Origin of the sequence: Roseateles sp. L2-2, from assembly GCF_050613215.1 — a bacterium.
Classification (GTDB): domain Bacteria; phylum Pseudomonadota; class Gammaproteobacteria; order Burkholderiales; family Burkholderiaceae_C; genus Roseateles; species Roseateles noduli.
Map to the genome: position 1 here is coordinate 1,058,904 of NZ_CP192509.1, position 19,171 is coordinate 1,078,074.

Consider the following 19,171-nt stretch of genomic DNA (forward strand, 5'->3'; position numbering starts at 1 on the left):
GATGCTTCCGCAGGACCGGTCACAATCGCCGATTCCCCGCCTATGACTTTCGACCGGTCCCCCTCCGCCACCTGCGCCTGCCCCGTGCCCGCGACGACGATGCGTCTTCGCGTGGCGGCTTGGCTGCTCGTGGCATTCGGGACGGCGATGGCGGCGCCAGGGAGCATGGCGGCGGCGAAGGCCAACGTCACATCCGTACCCGCATCCGCATCCGCATCCGCGGCGCCGGCTGCGTCGAAGGCGGCGCCGGCGGCGGCCTCCGCGCCGGCGTCAGGTCCGGTCGCGGACCTGGGCGCCAGCGGCGACCTGTCCGATCCGGTGCGCGCCGTCAGTCAATACAAGATCGACCTCTGGCAGACCGAACAGGGTCTGCCGCTCAACACCGTCCAGGCCTTGCTCCAGTCCCGCGACGGCGGCCTGTGGATCGGCACCGGCGGCGGTCTGGCGCGTTTCGACGGGAAGCGCTTTGTGAGCTTCGACGCCGCGCAGGCGCCGGACGTCGCCTCGCAGCCGGTGTTCGCGCTGCTCGAAGACCGACGCGGCCGCCTGTGGATCGGGCATCCCAACGGCGTCGCCGTCTACGAACAAGGCCGTTTCTTGCCTGCGATCACCAAGGCGCAGGCCGGAGGGCGGCGGATCTGGTCGCTGGTCGAGGACAAGTCCGGCGCGATCTGGGCTGCCGGCGACGGCGGGCTGGTCCGCTGGAAAGACGGCGCGGTCAAGGTCTACGGGGCCTCCGACGGCCTGCCCACCGCGAAGCTGCGCAGCGCCGCCTTCGACACCGCCGGCACGCTCTGGATCGGCACCACCGGCGCGGGCCTGCTCGCGATGACGCCGGACGGCAAGTTCAAGGTGTTCGACACGGCGGGCGGCTTCCCGCATGCGCAGGTGCGCTTCGTGATCGCCGATCCGGCCGGCGGCGTCTGGGCGGCGACGGCGGGCGGCGGACTCGTGCGGATGCCAGGGCTCGATCCCTCGACGATGCGCGTCTACACGACCGCCGACGGCCTGCCCAGCGACCACCTGACCGCGCTGACGCGCGACGCCCGCGGCAACCTGTGGATCGGCAGCTGGGGTGCGGGTGTCAGCCGCTTCCGCGACGGCCGCTTCAGCACGATCTCCACCGGCAACGGCCCGGGCACCGGCCTGGCCGGGAACCAGATCTGGTCGCTGATGGCGGACCGCGAGGGCAGCATCTGGGTCGGCACCTGGGTCGACGGTCTGAACCGGCTGCGCAACCGCGCGTTCACCGTGCTCGGCACGCCCGAGGGGCTGAGCCATGACAACGTCCGCTCGGTCATCGCGGCGCGCGACGGCGCGGTCTGGGCGGCGACCTCCGGCGGCGGCATCAACCGGCTGAAGGACGGCCGCATCACGACGCTGCGGCAGGCCGACGGGCTGCCGACCGACGAGATCTCCACCCTGCACGAGGCGCGCGACGGCACGCTCTGGATCGGCACCTACACCGCCGGCGTGGCGCGCCGTCGACCGGACGGCCGCATCGACACCTTCGGCGCCGACAGCGGCCTGCCGGGCGTCGAGATCCGCGCGATCTTCGAGGACCGCGCCGGCACGGTGTGGGTCGGCACGCGGACGGCGCTGGCGCGTTTCAACGGCCACGGCTTCGACGTCGTCACCGCGCCCGGCCTGCCCAATGAGGGCGTCGCGGCGATCCTGCAGGACAGCACGGGCACGCTCTGGTTCGGCACCACCGGCCAGGGACTGGTGCGCTGGCGCGACGGCAAGGCGCGCCAGTTCACGACGGCCGACGGCCTGCTGTCCGACTGGGTCATCGCGCTGAAGGAGGACGCCCACGGCGAGCTCTGGATCGGCACGAACGGCGAAGGCATCAACCGCATGAAGGACGGCCGCATCGGTGCCGTCAAGCCGGCGGACGGCCTGTGGGACGGGCTGTCGCAGGTCTTCCTCGAGGACCGGGGCGGCTACTTCTGGATCACCTGCAACCGCGGCTTCTACCGCGTCGCACGCAACGACCTCGACGCCTTCCTCGACGGCCGGCTCAAGCAGGTGCGCTCGGTCGGCTTCGGACCCGGCGACACGCTGCGCGCCACCAGTTTCGCCGGCAATCTGCAATCGGCCGGCGCGATCGACGCGCGGGGACGCGTCTGGCTGCCGTCGTCGGCAGGACTGGTCGTCGTCGACCCCGAACGCCTGCCCGGCGGCGGCGAGCCGCCGACGGTGCGCATCGAGCAGATCAAGGTCGACGGCGAGCCCCTCGCGCTCGACGGCCAGCCGCTGGAGTTGCCGCCGGGTCCGGTGGCGCTGTCGGTCAGCCTGGCGGCGTCGACGCTGCGCGAAGCCGATCGCGTGCGCTTCCGCTTCTGGATGGAAGGCCTGTCGCGCGGCTGGACCGACGTCGGCAACGACCGCGAGCTGACCTTCCCGGCGCTTTCGCATGGCCAGTACAAGCTGCGGCTGGCGGTATCGGGCGACGGCCAGCGCTGGCGCGAATCGGCCACGCCGCTGCCGGTCACCGTGCAGCCGCGCTTCCATGAGACCGGCTGGTTCCACTTCCTCGTCGCCCTGGGAGCGATCGGCTTCTTCGCCGGCGCCGTGATGTTGCGCATGCGCCAGCTGCGCGAACGCCACATCGAGATGGAGCGCCTGGTGGCCCAGCGCACCGAGGAACTGCGCCAGGCCAACGAGCATCTGAAGCAGCTGTCCTTCCTCGACGCCGTCACCGGGCTGCCCAACCGCCGCCGCTTCAACGAGGCCGCCGACGAGGAATGGCGTCGCGCGCGCCGCACCGGCACTTCGCTTGCGCTGGTGCTCGCCGACGTCGACGCGTTCAAGCGCTACAACGACCAGATGGGCCATCTGAAGGGCGACGAATGCCTGGGCGCCGTCGGCGCCGTGCTGGGCGCCTCGATCGGGCGCGCCGGCGATCTGGCCGCACGCTACGGCGGCGAGGAATTCGTCGTGCTGCTGCCCGGCGCCGATCGCGACGCGGCGCTCAAGGTGGCCGAGTCGGTGCGCGCCGGCATCGAATCACTCGCGATGCCGCATCCGACCTCGCCCGCCGGGCCGGTCGTCACCATCAGCCTCGGCGTCGCCGCCTGCGTGCCCAGCGACTCCTGCACGCTGGAAAGCCTCATCGCCCAGGCAGACGAAGCCCTCTACGTGGCGAAGCGCGAAGGGCGCAATCAGGTCCGCTGATCGGTCGACCGAGCAGTCGCCGGGCATGCCGGTGCCCCCGGGCGCTCAATCTCCTCCTCGCCGCTCGGAATTCGCGCCCGGGGGCACCGGCATGCCCGGCTCCTCCACCAGCCGGGACGGGCGAAAGGATTTCATTCCGGTGAAGCGGGAGTGGGTGTACAACTCAGGCTCCGCGTTACCCGTGTCCGTGCGCGCCCCCTTCGCGCACGTCGACCCGGCTCCACAGCGTCCGTCCGACCGTTGCCGACCATGACGACTCCGCAGACCGTCCGCCAGCACAAGGGCCGCACCTACATCCTCGATTCCCACGGGCCCGGCACCGGCCCCTGGCGAGGCCGCTTCGTCGTCAAGGGCGAAGAAGACGGACGCCCCGGCGTCACCGCCTGGCACGAACTGGACGACGAATTCCCCTCCGCCGACGAAGCAGTCGCTCACGCGGATCGCGTGGCCTGCCAATACATCGCCACGTTCGCTCAGCAGGCATAGAAGGTCGTTCCCGGAACAGGCAAAGCCTGCCGGACCGTTTCTTGCCCCGCCGAAGTCCGACCGTTCGGCCTCAGGGAGAAAAAACATGCCAACGTTGTCCAACGTCAATATCGGCACGCGGCTGGCCGCCGCATTCGCCGTCGTCATCGTCCTGCTGCTGCTCGTGCTGGCCGTGGCCGTTTCGGTGCTCAATCGCACCAGCGGCACGATGGACCGGGTGGTGGAAGACCGTTATGCGCAGATCGCCGTGAGCGACGACATCAAGAATGTCGGCGACAAGGGCGTGATCGTCATCGGCCGTCTGCTGATGGCCACCGATCCGGCGCAGGCCAAGCGCTACATGGACGATTACGCGGCCGTGCGCGCCGCCAACACCGAGAACTTCGCGAAGTTCGAGAAGATGCTCAACACCGACGAGGCGAAGGCCATCTTCGCCGAGCAGTCGGAGGCCCGGAAGGCCTACGGCGCCGCGGTGCGCAAGCTCTTCGACCTGGTCGCCGCCGGCCAGCGCGACGAGGCCATGGCCGTCTACCAGGGCGACATGGCGCAGTCGCAGATCCGCTACTACGCGCTGATCGACAAGATGGTCGACTACCAGGCCAAGGCGATGGCGGACGACGTCGTCGCGGCCAAGGAAGACGCGAAACGATCCAAGCTGTGGATGACCCTGGTCGCGGCGATCGCCGTGGTGCTGGGGGTGGTGACGGCGATCAGCATCACGCGGTCGATCACGCAGCGCATCCACGGGGCCATCCAGTTGGCCGAGGACGTGGCCAAGGGCGACCTCACCCTGCGCCCGATGCCGCAGAGCACCGACGAGATCGGCCGGCTCATCGGCGCGCTGCAGCACATGGTGCGCAGCCTGCATCGCATCGTGTCGGAAGTACGGCAAGGCGCGGACACCATCTCCGCCGCGGCGAAGGAAGTCGCGCAGGGCAATGCCGATCTCTCGGCGCGCACGGAGGCGCAGGCGAGTGCGCTGCAGCAGACGGCCTCCGCGATGGAGCAGTTGACCGCGGCGGTGCGCATGAGCGCGGACAACGCGGACCAGGCCAACGCCAGCGCCGCGTCGGCGTCCGAGGTGGCCGGCGCCGGCGGGAAGGCGGTGGGCGAGGTGGTCGCGACGATGAGCGCCATCTCGGCGTCCTCGCAGCGCATCGGCGAGATCATCGGCACGATCGACGGCATCGCGTTCCAGACCAACATCCTGGCGTTGAATGCCGCGGTGGAAGCGGCACGCGCCGGGGAGCACGGACGCGGCTTCGCCGTGGTGGCGTCGGAGGTGCGCGCGCTGGCGCAGCGGTCGGCGAGCGCGGCCAGGGAGATCAAGTCGTTGATCGTCCAGTCGACCGAGCAGGTCGATGCGGGCGGACGGCTGGTCGAGCAGGCCGGTGCGACCATGACCCAGGTCGTCTCGGGCATCCAGCGCGTCAGCGGCGTCGTCGCCGAGATCAGCGCCTCCAGCCGCGAGCAGAGCATGGGCATCGAGCAGGTCAACGCGGCCATCATCCAGATGGACGACACCACGCAGAAGAACGCCGCGATGGTCGAGCAGAGCACCGCATCGGCCAAGGCGCTGCAGGACGAGGCGGCCCATCTGAACAACGCGGTGCGGGCCTTTGTACTCTGACGGCCGCTGGCCCTCACCCCGGCCCTCTCCCGCAAGCGGGAGAGGGAGCAAGAAGGCTGCGGGACTTCCACGGCCGCTGGCCCTCACCCCAACCCTCTCCCGCAAGCGGGAGAGGGAGTCATTCCCGCGGTCCGATGCTTCTCCCGCAGGCGCGAGAGAGTTTGAAGGGATCCGGTGGGACTCCCTCTCCCGCTTGCGGGAGAGGGCGGGGGTGAGGGCTGCGGTCTTTGCAACTCACCAGGGAGTTTCAAATGAACGATCGCATCCACGACGGCGCGCCTGCGGGTGAGTCGTCCACGCGCTGGCGACCCGAAGTGCTCGCCTTCATCGAGGCCCATCGCCGCGACGGTCATCGCAGCGCGCGGCTGGATCCGCTCGGCGTGTCGCGTCCCGCGGATCCGACGCTGCTCGACCCGGAGCGCTTCGGCCTGCAGCCCGGCGACTGGCTCTCGCCGCGGGGCACGCCGCTGTGGAGCGCCCGCACCGTCGCCGATCTGGACCGCGCACTGAAGGCCATCTACTGCGGCGGTCTGGCGCTCGACGCCAGCGCGGTGCGCGACGCCTCGCGCCGCGACTGGCTCCATCACGCGATGGAATCCGCGCCACCCGGCGCGGGCGGCGCTACCGAACGCCTCGCGCTGCTCGACCGGCTCATCCGTGCGCAATGCTGGGAGGAACACGTCGCCCAGGCCTTCCCGCATGCGAAGCGTTTCTCGCTCGAAGGCAACGAGACGCTGATCCCGCTGCTGGACGCACTCTGCGAGCAGGCGGCGGGTCATGGAGTCCGGCGCCTCTTCCTCGGCATGCCGCACCGCGGCCGCGTCAACGTGCTGGTCAACCTGATGGGTTTCCCGCCTGCGGGCGTGCTCGATTTCTTCGATCCGAAATCGCCGCATCCCGAGCGGCACACCGACCTCATCTACCACCTCGGCGGTGAGCGCGAACTCGACACGCCGCAGGGTCGCCTGACGCTCACGCTGGCGCACAACCCCTCGCACCTGCAGAGCGTGCATCCCGTGCTCACCGGTCTCGCGCGCGCCTGTCAGGACGCGCTCGGGCGCGAGCGCGCGGACCAGGACGGACGTCGTCTCGTGCTGCCGCTGATGCTGCACGGCGACGCGGCCTTCGCCGGACAGGGCGTCGTGATGGAGACGCTGATGCTGGGCGGCAAGCCGGGCTACACCGTCGGCGGCACGGTGCACGTGATCATCAACAACCAGGTCGGCTTCACCGAGCCGAACCCGATGAGCGCCTGGCCCGCGCAGTACTGCACCGATGTCACGCGCATGGTCGACGCGCCGGTCCTGCGCGTGAACGCCGACGAGCCCGAACAGGCCCTGCGCGCCGCGGCGATCGCGCTCGACTGGCGCGCGCGTTTCGGCTCCGACATCGTCATCGACCTGATCGGCTACCGGCGGCTCGGCCATTCCGAGAGCGACGTCCCGGCGCTCACGCGGCCGCGCATCCACGCGCTGACGCAGACGCATCCGACCATCGTCGACCGATACGCCGCCGCGCTGCGCGCCGATCGCGTCCTGCCTCCGGGCACGGACATGGCCTCGCACGTCACGCGCAGCCGCGTGCGGGCGCATCAGGCCTTCTCCGATCCGACGATGCCCGAGGCGGACGACGCGCGGTCGCCGCTGCGCCGACCCGGTGAAGTGCCAGCCCTCGACGCGGCCGGCGTGCAGGCGCTGGTCGATCCGATGACGCAACTGCCCGCGGGCTTCGAGCCGCACGCGATGGTGCGCACGCTGACGGACCACTGGCGGCGCATGGCCGGACTGGCCGATCCGCCGCTGCGCGCCGACTGGTGCTTCGCGGAGAACCTCGCCTACGCGACCATCCTCCAGGGCGGGCTCAACGTGCGCATCTCCGGCATGGACGTGCGGCGAGGGACCTTCCTGCATCGGCAGGCGGTATGGACCTCGCAGACGACTTCACAGACGACCGCGGCGATGGGGTCGGCGGGCGAGGGTGCTGCGACGGAGTTCGTGCCTCTACGGCAGATCGGTGGCAGAGGCGATCGCGGTGCCGACGGCGTCGGTGTCGGTGTCGGTGTCGGCGGCGGCGCCGGTCCCGGCGATCCGTCGCGGGGGCGCTTCGACATCTTCAACTCCCCGCTGTCCGAGGAGGCGGTGCTCGGTTTCGAGTACGGCTACAGCGTCGGCGCGCCGCGCACCCTGACGGTGTGGGAGGCGCAGTTCGGCGACTTCGTCAACGGCGCGCAGGTCTTCGTCGATCAATACATCAGTTCGGGCGAGGAGAAGTGGGGTGACACCTCCGCGCTGGTGATGCTGCTGCCGCACGGCAACGAGGGCATCGGGCCGGACCATTCGAGCGGCTACCTGAGCCGTTTCCTGCAGCTGTGCGGCGAGGACAACCTGCGCGTGGCCTGTCCGTCGACCGCGGCGCAGTGGTTCCACCTGCTGCGTCGGCAGGCCTTCGACACCCTTCGCAAGCCGCTGGTGGTGATGTCGCCCAAGGGCACGCTGTATCACGAGAAGGCTTCGCACGCCGACATCGCGGACCTGACCGACGGCGGCTACCAGACGGTCATCGACGACGTCGCGGTCGAGCGTCCGGCGCAGATCGAGCGTCTACTGCTGTGCAGCGGCAAGGTGCATCACGACCTGGAGCGCGGGCGGCGGTCGGTCGCCCGCGCGGATCTGGCGCTTGCCCGCATCGAGCAGTTCTATCCCTTCCCGGCGGATGAATTGACGGCACTCTTCGCGCGCTACCCCGGTCTCGTCGAGATCACCTGGGTGCAGGAAGAGCACCGCCAGCAGGGCGCGTGGACGTTCATCCGCGAACAGATGGACGCGGTCCTGCCGCAGCATGTGCAACTGCGTTGCGTGGCGCGTCGTGCGAACGGGTCGGGCGCCACCTCGTCCCACGCGATCCACCAGCTGGAGCAGGTGGAGCTGGTCGCCCGCGCGCTGGGCGAGGCCTGACCCCTTCCGCGGCCAGAAAGTCCCAAGGCCCGGGGTCAGCGGGTGCGGCTGGGGCCGGAATGACTCTGGGGGTTCCCGGAGGGATGCCCCCTGAGTCGTGGAGAGCCCGCGCCAGGCCTATCGCGGTTGGGCGGTCCCTCTTACTGCCCCAAAGAATCCGTGCGCCTCCTGCTCGAACTCGTCCCCCGACCTTGCCCCTGGGGCCGCCCCAACTGGAGGATCTCGATCGCGTGGCAAGCTGCCTCGGTGGCGTCGCTGAGCGCCTCGTTCTCCGTTGCCCAGGCCGACTCCGAGACCGGGTGGACGACATCCAGGCTCCCGGCCGTGTCGAGTTCCTCCCCGAAGGCGTCGGTGGCGTCGCTGCGCCGCCGTCCGGTGTCGAGCAGCTGGTAGCTGCCGGTGAAGGCTCCGCCGGGGGCGGGCATCGATTCGACGCGGTAGCTCACGCCGCGGTACTGTCCATCGCGTTGCATGCGGGTTCTCCCTGGTGTGCGATGTTGCGAAAGCGGCAATTCCCACGCCCGGCGGAGCGGCACTATGTCGCGGTCATGAAGGACGTCGTTGCGATCCGGCGGACGGCACCGGTGTCATGACGGACGGTGTCCGAGGGCGCTTTGCAGTTGTGACAACATCCACGACTTCAGCCCTGAAGTCGATTGCCGATCTTGGAAGCCCTGCTCGCCCGCCTGACGTCGACCGTCCCCGTCGCCCGCAACCTGGAACAGCTGACCCGCCCCTTGCTGGACATGCTGGGCACGGTCACCGGGCTGGAGTCGACCTACCTCACCACCATCGACCTGCGCGCCGGGGAGCAGCATGTGCTGATGGCGCGCAACACCGGCAAGATGATCATCCCGGAGGGTCTCACGGTTCCGTGGTCGGACACCTTGTGCAAGCGCGCGCTGGACGCCGGCCGCATGGCCACCAGCGATGTGGCCGCGTGCTGGGGCGACTCCGACGCCGCGCGCCAGCTCGGGATCCAGACCTATGTGAGCGCCCCCGTGCGCGACGACGGCGGCGAGCTGCTGGGCACGCTGTGCGCCGCCAGTGCGGAGCGTCGCACCATCAGTCCCGAATCCCAGTCGCTGCTGCGGCTGTTCTCGACGCTGGTGAGCCAGTTCCTGCAGCGCGAGCGGCTGGTGGCCGAGTTGCGCGCCGCCAACGAGCAGCTGGCGACCTACGCCCTGACCGATGCGCTGACCGGATTGCCGAACCGCCGCGCGCTGTTCGACGAACTCCAGCGCGAGCTGCAACGCGCCACCCGCGACGGCACCTGCGTGCTGCTGGGCTGCATCGACCTGGACGGTTTCAAGTCGGTCAACGACCAGCTGGGCCACAAACGCGGCGACCTGTTCCTGCGCGAGATCGCCCAGCGCCTGTCGCTGGAGCTGCGCGGGTCGGACATGCTGGCGCGCGTCGGCGGGGATGAGTTCATCGTCGTCGGTCCGGGCGTGAGCCTGGGCGGGCTGCCGCGTTCGGCGGGACCGCTGGTGGATCGCGGCGAGCCGGCGCAGGCCGCGCGCACGCTGGAGCAGCGCGCCGCGTTGGCGAGCGTGGGCCGCTTCGACCTCGACGGTCACGCGCTGCAGTACGCGGGCGCGAGCGTCGGCGTCGTGGCGCTCGATCCGGCCGGGCTGAGCGTCGAGCAGGCGCTGCATCTCGCCGACGAGCGCATGTACGAGGTCAAGCGCCAGCGTCGTCGCAGCATCGCCGTGCCGGCGGTATTGGCGGCGCAGACCCAGGCCGCGGACTGATCAGCGCGGACGCGCCAGCATCACCTTCTCGATGAGCAGGTCGACGTCCACCGGCTTGGCCAGGTGGTCGTCGAAGCCGGCGGCGATCGCCGCGTCGCGGTCCTGCAGCGTCGCCAGCCCCGTCAGGGCCACCGCGTACAGCGGCGCCGCCGTGCCGAGCGCGCGCTCGCGGGCCCGCAGCCGTCGCACCAGCGAATAGCCGTCGGCGCCGGGCATCGCCACGTCGCTGACGAGCACATGCGGCGGATGTTCGGACGCGGCGGCGATCAGCTCCCAGCCCTGCTCGACCGATCCCGCCGCGCGCACCTCCGCGCCGGCCAGTTCCAGCAGATGCCGCAGCGCGTCCAGCGCATGGGGATCGTCGTCGACCAGCAGCACGCGCAGGCCGACCAGGTCGTTGACCGTGGTCTCGCGCGGCGCCGTCTCGGGCGTGTCCGAGGCCAGTTCCACCGCGGGGAAACGCACGGTCAGGCGCGTGCCGCGGCCTTCGCCGTCGCTGTGCGCCGTGACCGTGCCGCCGTGCGCCAGCACCAGGTGGCGGACGATGGACAGCCCCAGGCCGAGACCGCCGTATTCGCGCGTGCGGCTGATGTCCGCCTGCGTGAAGCGGTCGAACAGCCGCGGCAGCAGTTCCACCGGAACCCCGATGCCGTTGTCGACGACGGCCAGTTCCACCGTCGGGCCGATGCGGCTCAGCGACACGGTGATGCGTCCGTCGCTCGGGGTGAACTTCAGTGCGTTGCCGACGAGGTTGGCCACGATCTGCTGCATCCGGCGCTGGTCGCCCTGGATGCGGTGCGGCTGCTGCAGGCCGGTGCCGCTCAAGGTCAGGCCCTTGGCCTGTGCCGCCGGCTGCAGACCGTCGACGACGCTGCGCACGCAGGCCGCGAGGTCCAGCGGCCGCATCTCCAGCGTCAGATGGCCGGAGGCGATCCGCGACACGTCCAGCAGGTCGTCGATCAGCTGCGCCTGCGCCTGGCAGTGCTTGAGGATGGTGGCGATCGCCCGCGTCGCGGTCGCCTCGCCGAGCGTGCCGCGTTCCTGCGACTGCTTCAGCACCGAGGCCCAGCCCGAGATCACGTTCAGCGGCGCGCGCAGTTCGTGCGACACCATGCCGAGGAAATCGTCCTTGGCGGTGTTGGCGCGCTCCGCGTCGTCGCGCGCATGCTGCGCCGATTCCAGCGCGCAGCGCAGTTCATGGATGTCTTGGAAGGCGATCACCGCGCCGTCGATGCGTTCGTCCGCGGTGCGGTAGGCCCGCACGTTGATCAGCCACCAGCGGCCTTCGGTGTCCTGGTGCTCGTGCTCGACCGGGGCCAGGCCTTGCACGGCGGCCTGCACCAGCTGTTCGAGCTGGCCCACCGCGAAGCGCGAGGTCACGTTCACCACCGGCTGCCCGATCGCCTGGCCCAGCGCCGCGGGATCGATGCCGAAGAGCTGCGCCACCTGCGGCGACGCATGCCGCAGCCGCAGCTGGCGGTCCAGCACCACGACCGGCAGCGGGATGCCCTCGACGAGGTTGCTGAGGTCGTCGTTGGCGAGGTCCAGCTCGTCGTTGCGCGACTTGAGCTCCTCGTTCAGCGAGAGCAGCTCCTGGTTGGCCGATTCGAGCTCCTGCTTCGCGCTCTGCAATTCCTCGTTGGCGCTCTGCAGTTCCTCGTTGGTGCTGAGCATCTCCTCGTTGGCGGTGCGCAGCTCCTCGTTGGCCGATTCGAACTCGACGACCAGCGTGCGCAGCTGCGCCTGGGTCGCCTCGAGCTCGTCGGACAAGGTCGTGACGGTGCGTTCGAGTTCGTCGACGCGGGCGCGTGCGCCGCTGGGCGAGAACGGCGGCGTCGACAGCGCCGAGGTCACGTCCGCGACGGGTTCGTCGGGCTCGAGCGCGAAGGTCAGCAGGAAATGCTGCAGCGCCTCGCCGGCTTCCAGCGGCAGGACTTCGAGCACGTAGCGCCGGTCGTTGAAGGCGACGCGTTCGCGCCGCACCGGCTGGCCGGTGCGCTTGGCCTCGACCAGCGCCGTGCGTACGGGCACGTTGAGCGCCGCGTTCAGCAGGCGGGGCAGCGCGAGCGTGGCCTCGCCGCTGGCCGGCGCGATGAAGGCGGAAACGTCGCCGCGGAACTGCACCACGTCGCCGCCCTGGCTGACGACGAAGCCGGGCGGCACGTAACGCGCGAGCGCGACGCGGTTGGCGGCCTCGCTGACCAGGTCCGGCGGCGGCGCCTGCGGCACGCGCGGCGCGTCGCCGTCGCTGACCCAGGGGCGCAGCGCGTCGATGGGGAACAGCGGCCGGTGGCGGCGCGAGTTCGGCAGCTTGCGGTACAGGTGCGGCGCGCCGGCGTGCTCGAAGCCGTCGGCGACGGAGGCCGCCTCGGCGCGGCCCAGCAGCATGAAGCCGTCGTTGCGGCAGGCGTAGTGCAGCACCTCGAAGACATGCTGCTGCGCTTCCTTGCGCAGGTAGATCAGCATGTTGCGGCAGCTGATCAGCCCCATGCCCGAGAACGGCGCATGCGTGAGCAGGTTGTGCCGCGCGAAGACGCACATCTCGCGCAGGTCCTTGGCCACGAGGTAGCCGCCGGAGCTCGGCACGAAAGCGGTGTCGCGGAAGGGCTGCGGCACGTTCTCCAGCGCGGCGGCGCTGTAGCGGCCGGCGCGGGCGGTCTCGATCGAGGCCTCGTTCAGGTCGGTGCCGAAGATCTGCACGCGGCGGTTGATGCCCTCGGCGTTCATCGCCTCCTTGAGCAGCATGGCGATCGTGTAGACCTCCTCGCCGCTGGAGCAGGCCGGCACCCAGATGCGGATGGGATCGTGGCGCAGCGCCAGCAGCTTGGGCAGCACGACCTGGCGCAGCACGTTGACGAACTCCGCGTCGCGGAAGAACGCGGTGACGCCGATCAGCACGTCGTCGCGCAGCGCGGCGGCTTCGTAGGGATCGGTGCGCAGGAACTGCAGGTAGGCGCCGACGTCGCGATCCTTTTGCAGCAGCACGCGCCGCAGGAAGCGGCGGCGCAGGTTGACGTCCTTGACGTAGCCGAGGTTGACGCCGGCCTTCTGCTGGACGATGGCCAGCGCGGTCTCCAGGGCGTCGACGTCCTGCGCCACGCCGGCGGAGCCGGGCAGGTCGCTCTCGTGGTGCGGCTGGCCGAAGCGGCGCAGCAGCGCGGCGGGGATGTCCTCCGGCGGCAGCACCTCGTCGACCAGGCCGGTGTTGATCGCCGCGACCGGCATGCCGTCGTGCGCGGCCGTGTTGGGCGCCTGGGCGAGTGCGAAACCGCCGGTGGCCTTCAGGTCCACCAGGCCGGCCGCGCCGTCCTGCCCGGTGCCCGACAGGATGACGACCGCGCCGTCCAGGTCGGGGTCCTGCGCCAGCGAGGCCAGGAAGGCGTCGATCGGCAGGTGCAGGCCGGGCGTGCGGCGGGTGAGGCGGAAGTGGCCGTCCAGCGCCATGACGCCGCAGTTCTCCGGCAGCACGTAGACGTGGCCGTGATGGACCTTGGTGAGGTGCTCAAGGCGCTCGACCGGCAGCGCTGTGCGCTCCTGGAGCACCTCCGGCAGGCGGGTGACCTCGTTCGGGTCGAGGTGGGTGATGACCAGGACCGCGAAGCCCGGTTCGTTCGGTAGCGCACCAAGCACGGTGCCGAGCGCATCGATGCTGCCCGCCGATCCGCCGAGCACCACCACCCGCAAGGGTTGTCGCTCCTCAGTGTCCACCCGCTATCCCGTTGTATTGATTGGAAAACTGCGGCGCAGTCTACCCCCGTCGGATGACCGGTTGGGCGCAAGGACTCTGGCCGCGACGCGGGCGGTCGAAGGGATACTTCGGCCCCATGTCTCCCTCCATGTCCACCACGCCCTGGCAACACACGCACGTCTTCGACGAGGGCAATCCGCTTGCCGCCCGCAATACGCGATGGGCCGTGCTGCTGACGGTGCTGATGATGGTCGCGGAGATCGCCGGCGGCTACGTCTTCAATTCGATGGCGCTGCTGGCCGACGGCTGGCACATGAGCTCCCATGCGGTGGCGCTGGGCGTGTCGCTGCTGGCCTACGGCGCGGCGCGACGCTGGGCGAAGGACGGCCGCTTCGCCTTCGGCACCTGGAAGATCGAGATCCTGGGCGGCTACAGCAGCGCGCTGCTGCTGGTCGGCGTCGCGGGGCTGATGCTGTGGCAGTCGGTGGAGCGGCTGATCGCGCCGACACCCATCCATTACGACCAGGCCATCGCGGTCGCCGCCATCGGGCTGGTCGTCAACCTGGCCTGCGCGTGGCTGCTGCGCGGCGAGCACCACCATCACGGGCATGACCACGGGCACGACCACGCACACGGTCATGATCACGGCCACGGCCACGGCCACGGCCACGGCCACGGCCACGGCCACGGCCACGGCCACGGCCACGGCCACGACGGTCACGACGGCCATGCCGACCTGAACCTCCGCGCCGCCTACATGCATGTGCTGGCCGACGCGGCGACCTCGGTGCTCGCGATCGTGGCGCTGCTCGGCGGCCGGCTGTGGGGCGCGGACTGGCTGGACCCGGTGATGGGCATCGCCGGCGCGGTGCTGGTGGCGGTGTGGGCGCGCGGGCTGCTGCGCGACACCGGCCGCGTGCTGCTGGACGCCGAGATGGATGCGCCCGTCGCCGACGAGATCCGCGAAGTCATCGCTACCGCCCCGTGGCCGGCCGCGATCGCCGACCTGCACGTGTGGCGCGTCGGTCGCGCGCAGTACGCCTGCATCGTCTCGCTGGTCACCGACAGCCCCGAGGCGCGACCCGACGACGTGCGTCGTCTGCTGGCCGTGCACGAGGAACTTGTTCACGTCACCGTCGAGATCAACCGGCCCGACCGCGCGACTGTCTGATCCGCGCCGCGGACCTCGCCGGACACCCGCCGGCGCGCCGCCACAATCGCGGCCCATGAAAACCAACTACCTTCTCGCCGCCATCCTGGTCAGCAGCCTCATCGGCGCTTTCGTGGCCAACCGTTCGATGAAGACCGCCTGTGCGGTGGCCTCCGGCGCGATCGCGCTCTACGCCTTGCTGCGCCAGGTCATCTGATCAATTCCATCAGATCGAAATGATCGATCTGATGACGGCGAGGCCTGGCTTCACGCGTGCTTGATGCGCGCTCGACCGGCTGGCCGATCGTTGCGGCCTTTCGTCACCCCCCCTCCGACATCCCCCCGAGACCACCCTATGGTGGGATGGCACTTGGGCCGTCCCCCGCTGATAGTGGGGACTCATCAGGAGAGGACCCATGCGACAACGATTCGCGCCACCCGCCGGGGAACCCGGCCGCCCCTTCAACTCGGCCATGCAGCGCATCCTGCGGCAGACCGAGGTGTTGCTGCAGCGGCGCATTCCCTTCAGCCCGTCCGGCTGGCCCGTCGAGGACCCGCCGGCCTTGGAGGGCCTGGAGGTCACCGAATCCACCTGGGACGAGTGGACCGAAGCGATGGCGCATCAGAGCCGGGGCGCGTAGGTCGCCCGTCCCGCGCGCGGGTCGCCCGCCTCGGTGCCGACCTCGCGCGAACTTGAGCCGGTGAAGCGGCCAGGACATCCCCCAGTTCCGATCGCTCGGTGACGCAGTTCACCGAGCCCGCGACGACCGCTGCGTTCGTTGCGCTCATCGCGGCATGCCGGGAGGCGGCCGCGGCGAAGAATCCGTTCACCCCAACGAACGAGAGCGCTTCGCCATGCACGTCAAGTCCAACGCTTCTTCGTCGCCGACGGCTCACGTCGGCGCTCCCGCCTCCGCCGGTTCGGCGAAGTCCGCCAAGGCCGGCAACGGCGGCGCCGACTTCACGAAGATGCTGAACGACGCGAAGGCCGGCGCGCCGGCGTCCGCGGTCACGGCACCGATGGCCGCCGCCCCGGCGGTCGCTGCCGGCGCGTCGACCCTCGCGACGCCAGCCTCCACGCTGTCGCTCGACACGGCCTCGCTGGCCGCGCGCGGCTGATCGTCGCCGGGAGCCTTCCTTGAGCAGCGTGCCCCTCCTGTCCGGCCTGATCGCCCTGGCGACGTCCTCCGACGGCTCGCATGAGAGCGGCCGCGCCGCCTCGTCGGGCGGCGGGTCCTCGGCTTCCTCGCGGGGCAGCGGGCCCAGCCTGACGCTGGGACCCGTGCTCGGCGTGACGGCGACCATCAGCGCCAAGGGCCTGCAGGCGCTGGCGGGCGACGCGGTCGATGCCGTCGAGACGGTCGCCGATGTCGTCACCGACACGGTCGGCGATGTCGCCGGCGGCGTCGGCAACGTGCTCGGCAATGTCGTCGGCTACGGCGTGATGGCCGCGCTCGGCGGCGGCGCCATCCTCGACGAGCTGGTCTGAGGGTCGGGTCATGCGCTTGACGCTCATCGCGCCCATCGCCGTCATTGCGCTGACGGGCCTTGGCGGTTGCAGCGCCCTGAGTCCGGTCCCCGCATGGGAACTGCTCAAGGGCGCCGGCACGGCGACCTCGACGGCGCTCGCGACCGCCGCGCCGGCGAAGGCCAGCAACACGGTCCATCACGGCGATGCGCCGGTGCGCACGCTGTGCATCGAGTTCAACCGCAACGCGCCGCTGGAGGACCTGGTCCCGGCGCTGCAGGCGGAGCTGAAGGGGCAGGGCGTGGAGAGCCGCGTGTACGAGCCCGGCACGGGCCTGCAGCAATGTGGCGTGTGGCTGCGCTATGTCGCGACGATCGAATGGGGCGTGCCGCCCATGGCCAGCGGCTACCGCGCCAACCTCAGCGCCGCGTCGCTGAGCCTGCATCGCGCCGACGGGACGCTGCTGTCGACCAGCAGCTACGTCGCCGAGGAGAACTTCGGCCTGGCCCGCTGGGCCGGAACGCGCAACAAGATCGCGCCGGTCGTGAAGGCGCTGATCACCGGTTTCCAGAGCTGAGGGAGAGGGATGTGATGTGGACGAATGAATCCCGCCGCGCCGCCGCGCTGGCGCTCGTCGCCATGGCCGCGCTGGTCGGCTGCGCGGGCGCGCCGCCCACGGTGGCCGGTCCGATGATGGTCACGCCGCCGCAGGCGCCGATGTACATCGAGCGTCCGAACAACGGCGCGATCTACCAGCCGAGCATGTCGCCGACCTCGCTGTTCTCGGGCGAGAAGCGTCCGAGCGCGATCGGCGACACGCTGAAGGTGGACATCCAGGAGACGCTGAAGGCGAGCCAGAAGCAGACGACCGACACGAGCCGCGACAACAAGCTCGCGGTGCACGGTCCGGGCGGCCAGAGCAAGATCGGCGTGGTGGAGCGGCTGCTCAACGTCGACGCCGCGGCGGCCGGCAGCGATTCGTTCAAGGGCTCGGGCACGACGGAGACGGACAACAGCTTCACGACCACGGTGGCGGTCAGCGTCATCAACGTGCTGCCCAACGGCAACCTGCTGGTGGCGGGCGAGCGCAACGTGGGCTTGAACAAGGGCGTGAACACGCTGCGTTTCTCGGGGATCGTGAATCCGCGCGACATCCGCCCGGGCAACCTGGTCTCGTCGCGCGACGTGGTGAACGCGAGCCTGGAGAGCGTCGCGCAGGGCGACGTGTCGGAGGCCTCGTCGCGCAGCTGGCTGCAGCGCGTGCTGGCGAGGAGCCTGTCCATCTGGTGATGGGCTGATTGACGCGCGGTCAACCCGCAAACCGGGCCGAGGCCACGGGCCTTATCGACCGATCGAGGTCGGCGGTCCGCTTCTATAACCCACGATTCGCCGCAACGGCATTCGCAAAAGTTCCGCAGGAAAAGCGGAGGGCGGAGCCTTGTCCGGCGGATCTCACGCAGAACACATCATGAGCACGAGAGGGACGCGGACGCCGACGCAAGACGGCGCACCGGACGCGACGAGCGACGACTGGCTGGCCGACGGCCAGATCCGGACGTATCGACGCGGCCAGAAGATCATCGAGGCCGGCACGCCGCTGGCCGAGTGGATCGCGATCAGCGGCGGCGCGGCCTTCCTCGCGGCCAAGGTCGCGGCGGACACGCGTGTGGCCGTGGCGGCGCTGTGGCTGGGCGACGTGATCGGGGCGGACTCGCCGCTGGGCAAGCTGGCGGCACGGTACGACGTAACGGCGTTGGTCGACGTGACGACGATCCACATCCCGATGCCGCGGATGAAGGACACGAATGCGCCGGACCGCGACGCCGCGACGGTCGAGCTGTATGCGGCGACGGCCTCGCGGCTGCAGGACCAGATCACGATGCGCTTGGCCGGCAACGGCTTCCAGCGCCTGATCAGCGTGCTGGCGACCTTGGCTGCGGCGCTGAGCAGCTCGCAGCGCGCGGGCACGGTGGGCAACAGCCTGGCGCTGCCGGTGTCGCAGGCGTGCATCGGGCAGTTGTCGGGGCTGTCGCGCCGGCAGACCTGGATCTACCTCGGGCAACTGGCCGAGCGCGGCTGGAGCCGCACCTCGCGCACCAAGGTCACGCTGGAGGGCCTGAACGCGTGGCTGAGCCTGATGGGGGAGGTTGAATCGCGCGGGCTCGACTGCATCGCGACGGTGGATCAGTGCGACATGACGTTGTCGCAGCTTGCCAGCGCGCGGACGCCGATGAAGTGACCCGAACGTTCAGGGTCAGGTCTTGGCGAAGCTGATCTCCGCCGCCTTCTTCGCCTCCATCTTCGGCCCGAAGCTGTTGAGGTTGCGCAGGATCAGCGTGTGGTGGTCGATGATCTGCGGCGCGGTGAGGTCGCCGTACGCGATCGTCGTGTGGCCGTCCTCGACCAGCGTGACGTCGTAGCCGGAGCTCAGCGCGCGGCGTGTCGAGGTGTCGACGCAGAAGTCGCTCTGCGCGCCGCAGATGACGAGGTGCTTCACGCCGAAGCCCTTCAGCACCGCGTCCAGATCCGTCTTGTGGAACGAGTCCGGCGAGGTCTTGAAAACCCGACGGTCGTCGGGCTTCACGTGCAGGCGGTCGTCGATCTGCCAGCCCTCGCTGCCGTGGCGCAGCGGCTCGTAGCCGTCCTCCTCGTGCTGGACGAAGACCACCGGCGTGCCGGTGTCCCGCGCCTGCGCGATCAGGCCGTTGATGCGACCGATCACGGCGTCGACCTCGTGACAGGCGTACTCGCCGACGCAGAGGGCGCGTTGCAGATCGATGATGAGCAGGGCAGTGGTCATGGCGTCCGGCGGTTGTCGATGAACAATGCCGGCCAGCATAGCCGGCAGGCCACCGGCCTCGCCG

16 protein-coding genes are annotated in these 19,171 nt (G+C 70.3%); 13 read left to right on the forward strand and 3 right to left on the reverse strand.

The features are described 5' to 3' along the window. The first annotated feature begins 42 nt into the window (after window positions 1–42). From ACQZ13_RS04905 to ACQZ13_RS04920, 4 genes are all read left to right on the forward strand, one after another. Complete coding sequence (locus ACQZ13_RS04905; protein WP_431050119.1) at window positions 43–3,177, forward strand: two-component regulator propeller domain-containing protein; 3,135 nt, start codon at window positions 43–45, stop codon at window positions 3,175–3,177. Between the two features lie 249 nt (window positions 3,178–3,426). Continuing rightward, on the forward strand, window positions 3,427–3,663 hold the full coding sequence (locus ACQZ13_RS04910; protein WP_431050120.1) for a hypothetical protein: 237 nt from the start codon (window positions 3,427–3,429) through the stop codon (window positions 3,661–3,663). Between the two features lie 85 nt (window positions 3,664–3,748). Continuing rightward, a complete protein-coding gene (locus ACQZ13_RS04915; RefSeq protein WP_431050121.1) occupies window positions 3,749–5,293 on the forward strand; it encodes a methyl-accepting chemotaxis protein in 1,545 nt (514 codons plus the stop codon). A gap of 251 nt (window positions 5,294–5,544) precedes the next feature. After that, a complete protein-coding gene (locus ACQZ13_RS04920) occupies window positions 5,545–8,247 on the forward strand; it encodes a thiamine pyrophosphate-dependent enzyme (RefSeq protein WP_431050122.1) in 2,703 nt (900 codons plus the stop codon). Window positions 8,248–8,387: 140 nt separating this feature from the next. On the opposite strand, the gene ACQZ13_RS04925 is transcribed toward ACQZ13_RS04920, so the two are convergent. Then, the gene (locus ACQZ13_RS04925; protein ID WP_431050123.1) at window positions 8,388–8,720 is read right to left on the reverse strand and encodes a hypothetical protein; all 333 of its coding nucleotides are present in this window, start codon (window positions 8,718–8,720) and stop codon (window positions 8,388–8,390) included. Between the two features lie 192 nt (window positions 8,721–8,912). Here ACQZ13_RS04925 and ACQZ13_RS04930 point away from each other — a divergent pair, with 192 nt between their 5' ends. Next, window positions 8,913–10,001, forward strand: coding sequence for a GGDEF domain-containing protein (locus tag ACQZ13_RS04930; RefSeq protein ID WP_431050124.1), 1,089 nt, complete (start codon window positions 8,913–8,915; stop codon window positions 9,999–10,001). Here ACQZ13_RS04930 and ACQZ13_RS04935 read toward each other — a convergent pair whose 3' ends face one another. Then, the gene (locus ACQZ13_RS04935) at window positions 10,002–13,709 is read right to left on the reverse strand and encodes a CheR family methyltransferase (protein WP_431050125.1); all 3,708 of its coding nucleotides are present in this window, start codon (window positions 13,707–13,709) and stop codon (window positions 10,002–10,004) included. It abuts the gene before it with no gap. 116 nt (window positions 13,710–13,825) lie between these two features. Here ACQZ13_RS04935 and ACQZ13_RS04940 point away from each other — a divergent pair, with 116 nt between their 5' ends. The 8 genes from ACQZ13_RS04940 (at window position 13,826) to ACQZ13_RS04975 (ending at window position 18,546) form a co-directional block, all read left to right on the forward strand. Beyond that, entirely contained in the window at window positions 13,826–14,860 is a 1,035-nt protein-coding gene (locus ACQZ13_RS04940; protein WP_431050126.1) for a cation diffusion facilitator family transporter, read from the forward strand. Between the two features lie 55 nt (window positions 14,861–14,915). Further along, window positions 14,916–15,056 carry a hypothetical protein gene (locus ACQZ13_RS04945; protein ID WP_431050127.1) on the forward strand — a complete coding sequence of 47 codons (141 nt, stop codon included), beginning with the start codon at window positions 14,916–14,918 and terminating at the stop codon, window positions 15,054–15,056. A 199-nt stretch (window positions 15,057–15,255) separates the two neighbouring features. Further along, window positions 15,256–15,480: a hypothetical protein gene (locus ACQZ13_RS04950; protein ID WP_431050128.1), complete on the forward strand. Its 225-nt coding sequence runs from the start codon at window positions 15,256–15,258 to the stop codon at window positions 15,478–15,480. 214 nt (window positions 15,481–15,694) lie between these two features. Then, window positions 15,695–15,958 carry a hypothetical protein gene (locus ACQZ13_RS04955; protein WP_431050129.1) on the forward strand — a complete coding sequence of 88 codons (264 nt, stop codon included), beginning with the start codon at window positions 15,695–15,697 and terminating at the stop codon, window positions 15,956–15,958. A 19-nt stretch (window positions 15,959–15,977) separates the two neighbouring features. Then, window positions 15,978–16,328 carry a hypothetical protein gene (locus ACQZ13_RS04960; protein ID WP_431050130.1) on the forward strand — a complete coding sequence of 117 codons (351 nt, stop codon included), beginning with the start codon at window positions 15,978–15,980 and terminating at the stop codon, window positions 16,326–16,328. Between the two features lie 10 nt (window positions 16,329–16,338). Further along, a complete protein-coding gene (locus ACQZ13_RS04965) occupies window positions 16,339–16,884 on the forward strand; it encodes a cell division protein FtsI (protein ID WP_431050131.1) in 546 nt (181 codons plus the stop codon). Between the two features lie 14 nt (window positions 16,885–16,898). Next, the gene (locus ACQZ13_RS04970; protein ID WP_431050132.1) at window positions 16,899–17,597 is read left to right on the forward strand and encodes a flagellar basal body L-ring protein FlgH; all 699 of its coding nucleotides are present in this window, start codon (window positions 16,899–16,901) and stop codon (window positions 17,595–17,597) included. Window positions 17,598–17,775: 178 nt separating this feature from the next. Beyond that, window positions 17,776–18,546, forward strand: a complete 771-nt coding sequence (locus ACQZ13_RS04975; RefSeq protein ID WP_431050133.1) for a Crp/Fnr family transcriptional regulator — start codon at window positions 17,776–17,778, stop codon at window positions 18,544–18,546. Window positions 18,547–18,561: 15 nt separating this feature from the next. Here the strand turns inward: ACQZ13_RS04975 and ACQZ13_RS04980 are convergent, their stop codons facing one another. After that, window positions 18,562–19,107 carry a cysteine hydrolase family protein gene (locus tag ACQZ13_RS04980; protein WP_431050134.1) on the reverse strand — a complete coding sequence of 182 codons (546 nt, stop codon included), beginning with the start codon at window positions 19,105–19,107 and terminating at the stop codon, window positions 18,562–18,564. Window positions 19,108–19,171: the final 64 nt, after the last annotated feature.

Bases quoted from the DNA above. Each gene is read 5' to 3' on its own strand.
- ACQZ13_RS04950 (WP_431050128.1), top strand. From the start codon at position 15,256: ATGCGACAACGATTCGCGCCACCCGCCGGGGAACCCGGCCGCCCCTTC.
- ACQZ13_RS04910 (WP_431050120.1), top strand. From the start codon at position 3,427: ATGACGACTCCGCAGACCGTCCGCCAGCACAAGGGCCGCACCTACATC.
- ACQZ13_RS04920 (WP_431050122.1), top strand. From the start codon at position 5,545: ATGAACGATCGCATCCACGACGGCGCGCCTGCGGGTGAGTCGTCCACG.
- ACQZ13_RS04945 (WP_431050127.1), top strand. From the start codon at position 14,916: ATGAAAACCAACTACCTTCTCGCCGCCATCCTGGTCAGCAGCCTCATC.
- ACQZ13_RS04965 (WP_431050131.1), top strand. From the start codon at position 16,339: ATGCGCTTGACGCTCATCGCGCCCATCGCCGTCATTGCGCTGACGGGC.
- ACQZ13_RS04980 (WP_431050134.1), bottom strand. From the start codon at position 19,107: ATGACCACTGCCCTGCTCATCATCGATCTGCAACGCGCCCTCTGCGTC.
- ACQZ13_RS04940 (WP_431050126.1), top strand. From the start codon at position 13,826: ATGTCTCCCTCCATGTCCACCACGCCCTGGCAACACACGCACGTCTTC.
- ACQZ13_RS04975 (WP_431050133.1), top strand. From the start codon at position 17,776: ATGAGCACGAGAGGGACGCGGACGCCGACGCAAGACGGCGCACCGGAC.
- ACQZ13_RS04905 (WP_431050119.1), top strand. From the start codon at position 43: ATGACTTTCGACCGGTCCCCCTCCGCCACCTGCGCCTGCCCCGTGCCC.
- ACQZ13_RS04915 (WP_431050121.1), top strand. From the start codon at position 3,749: ATGCCAACGTTGTCCAACGTCAATATCGGCACGCGGCTGGCCGCCGCA.
- ACQZ13_RS04925 (WP_431050123.1), bottom strand. From the start codon at position 8,720: ATGCAACGCGATGGACAGTACCGCGGCGTGAGCTACCGCGTCGAATCG.
- ACQZ13_RS04970 (WP_431050132.1), top strand. From the start codon at position 16,899: ATGTGGACGAATGAATCCCGCCGCGCCGCCGCGCTGGCGCTCGTCGCC.
- ACQZ13_RS04955 (WP_431050129.1), top strand. From the start codon at position 15,695: ATGCACGTCAAGTCCAACGCTTCTTCGTCGCCGACGGCTCACGTCGGC.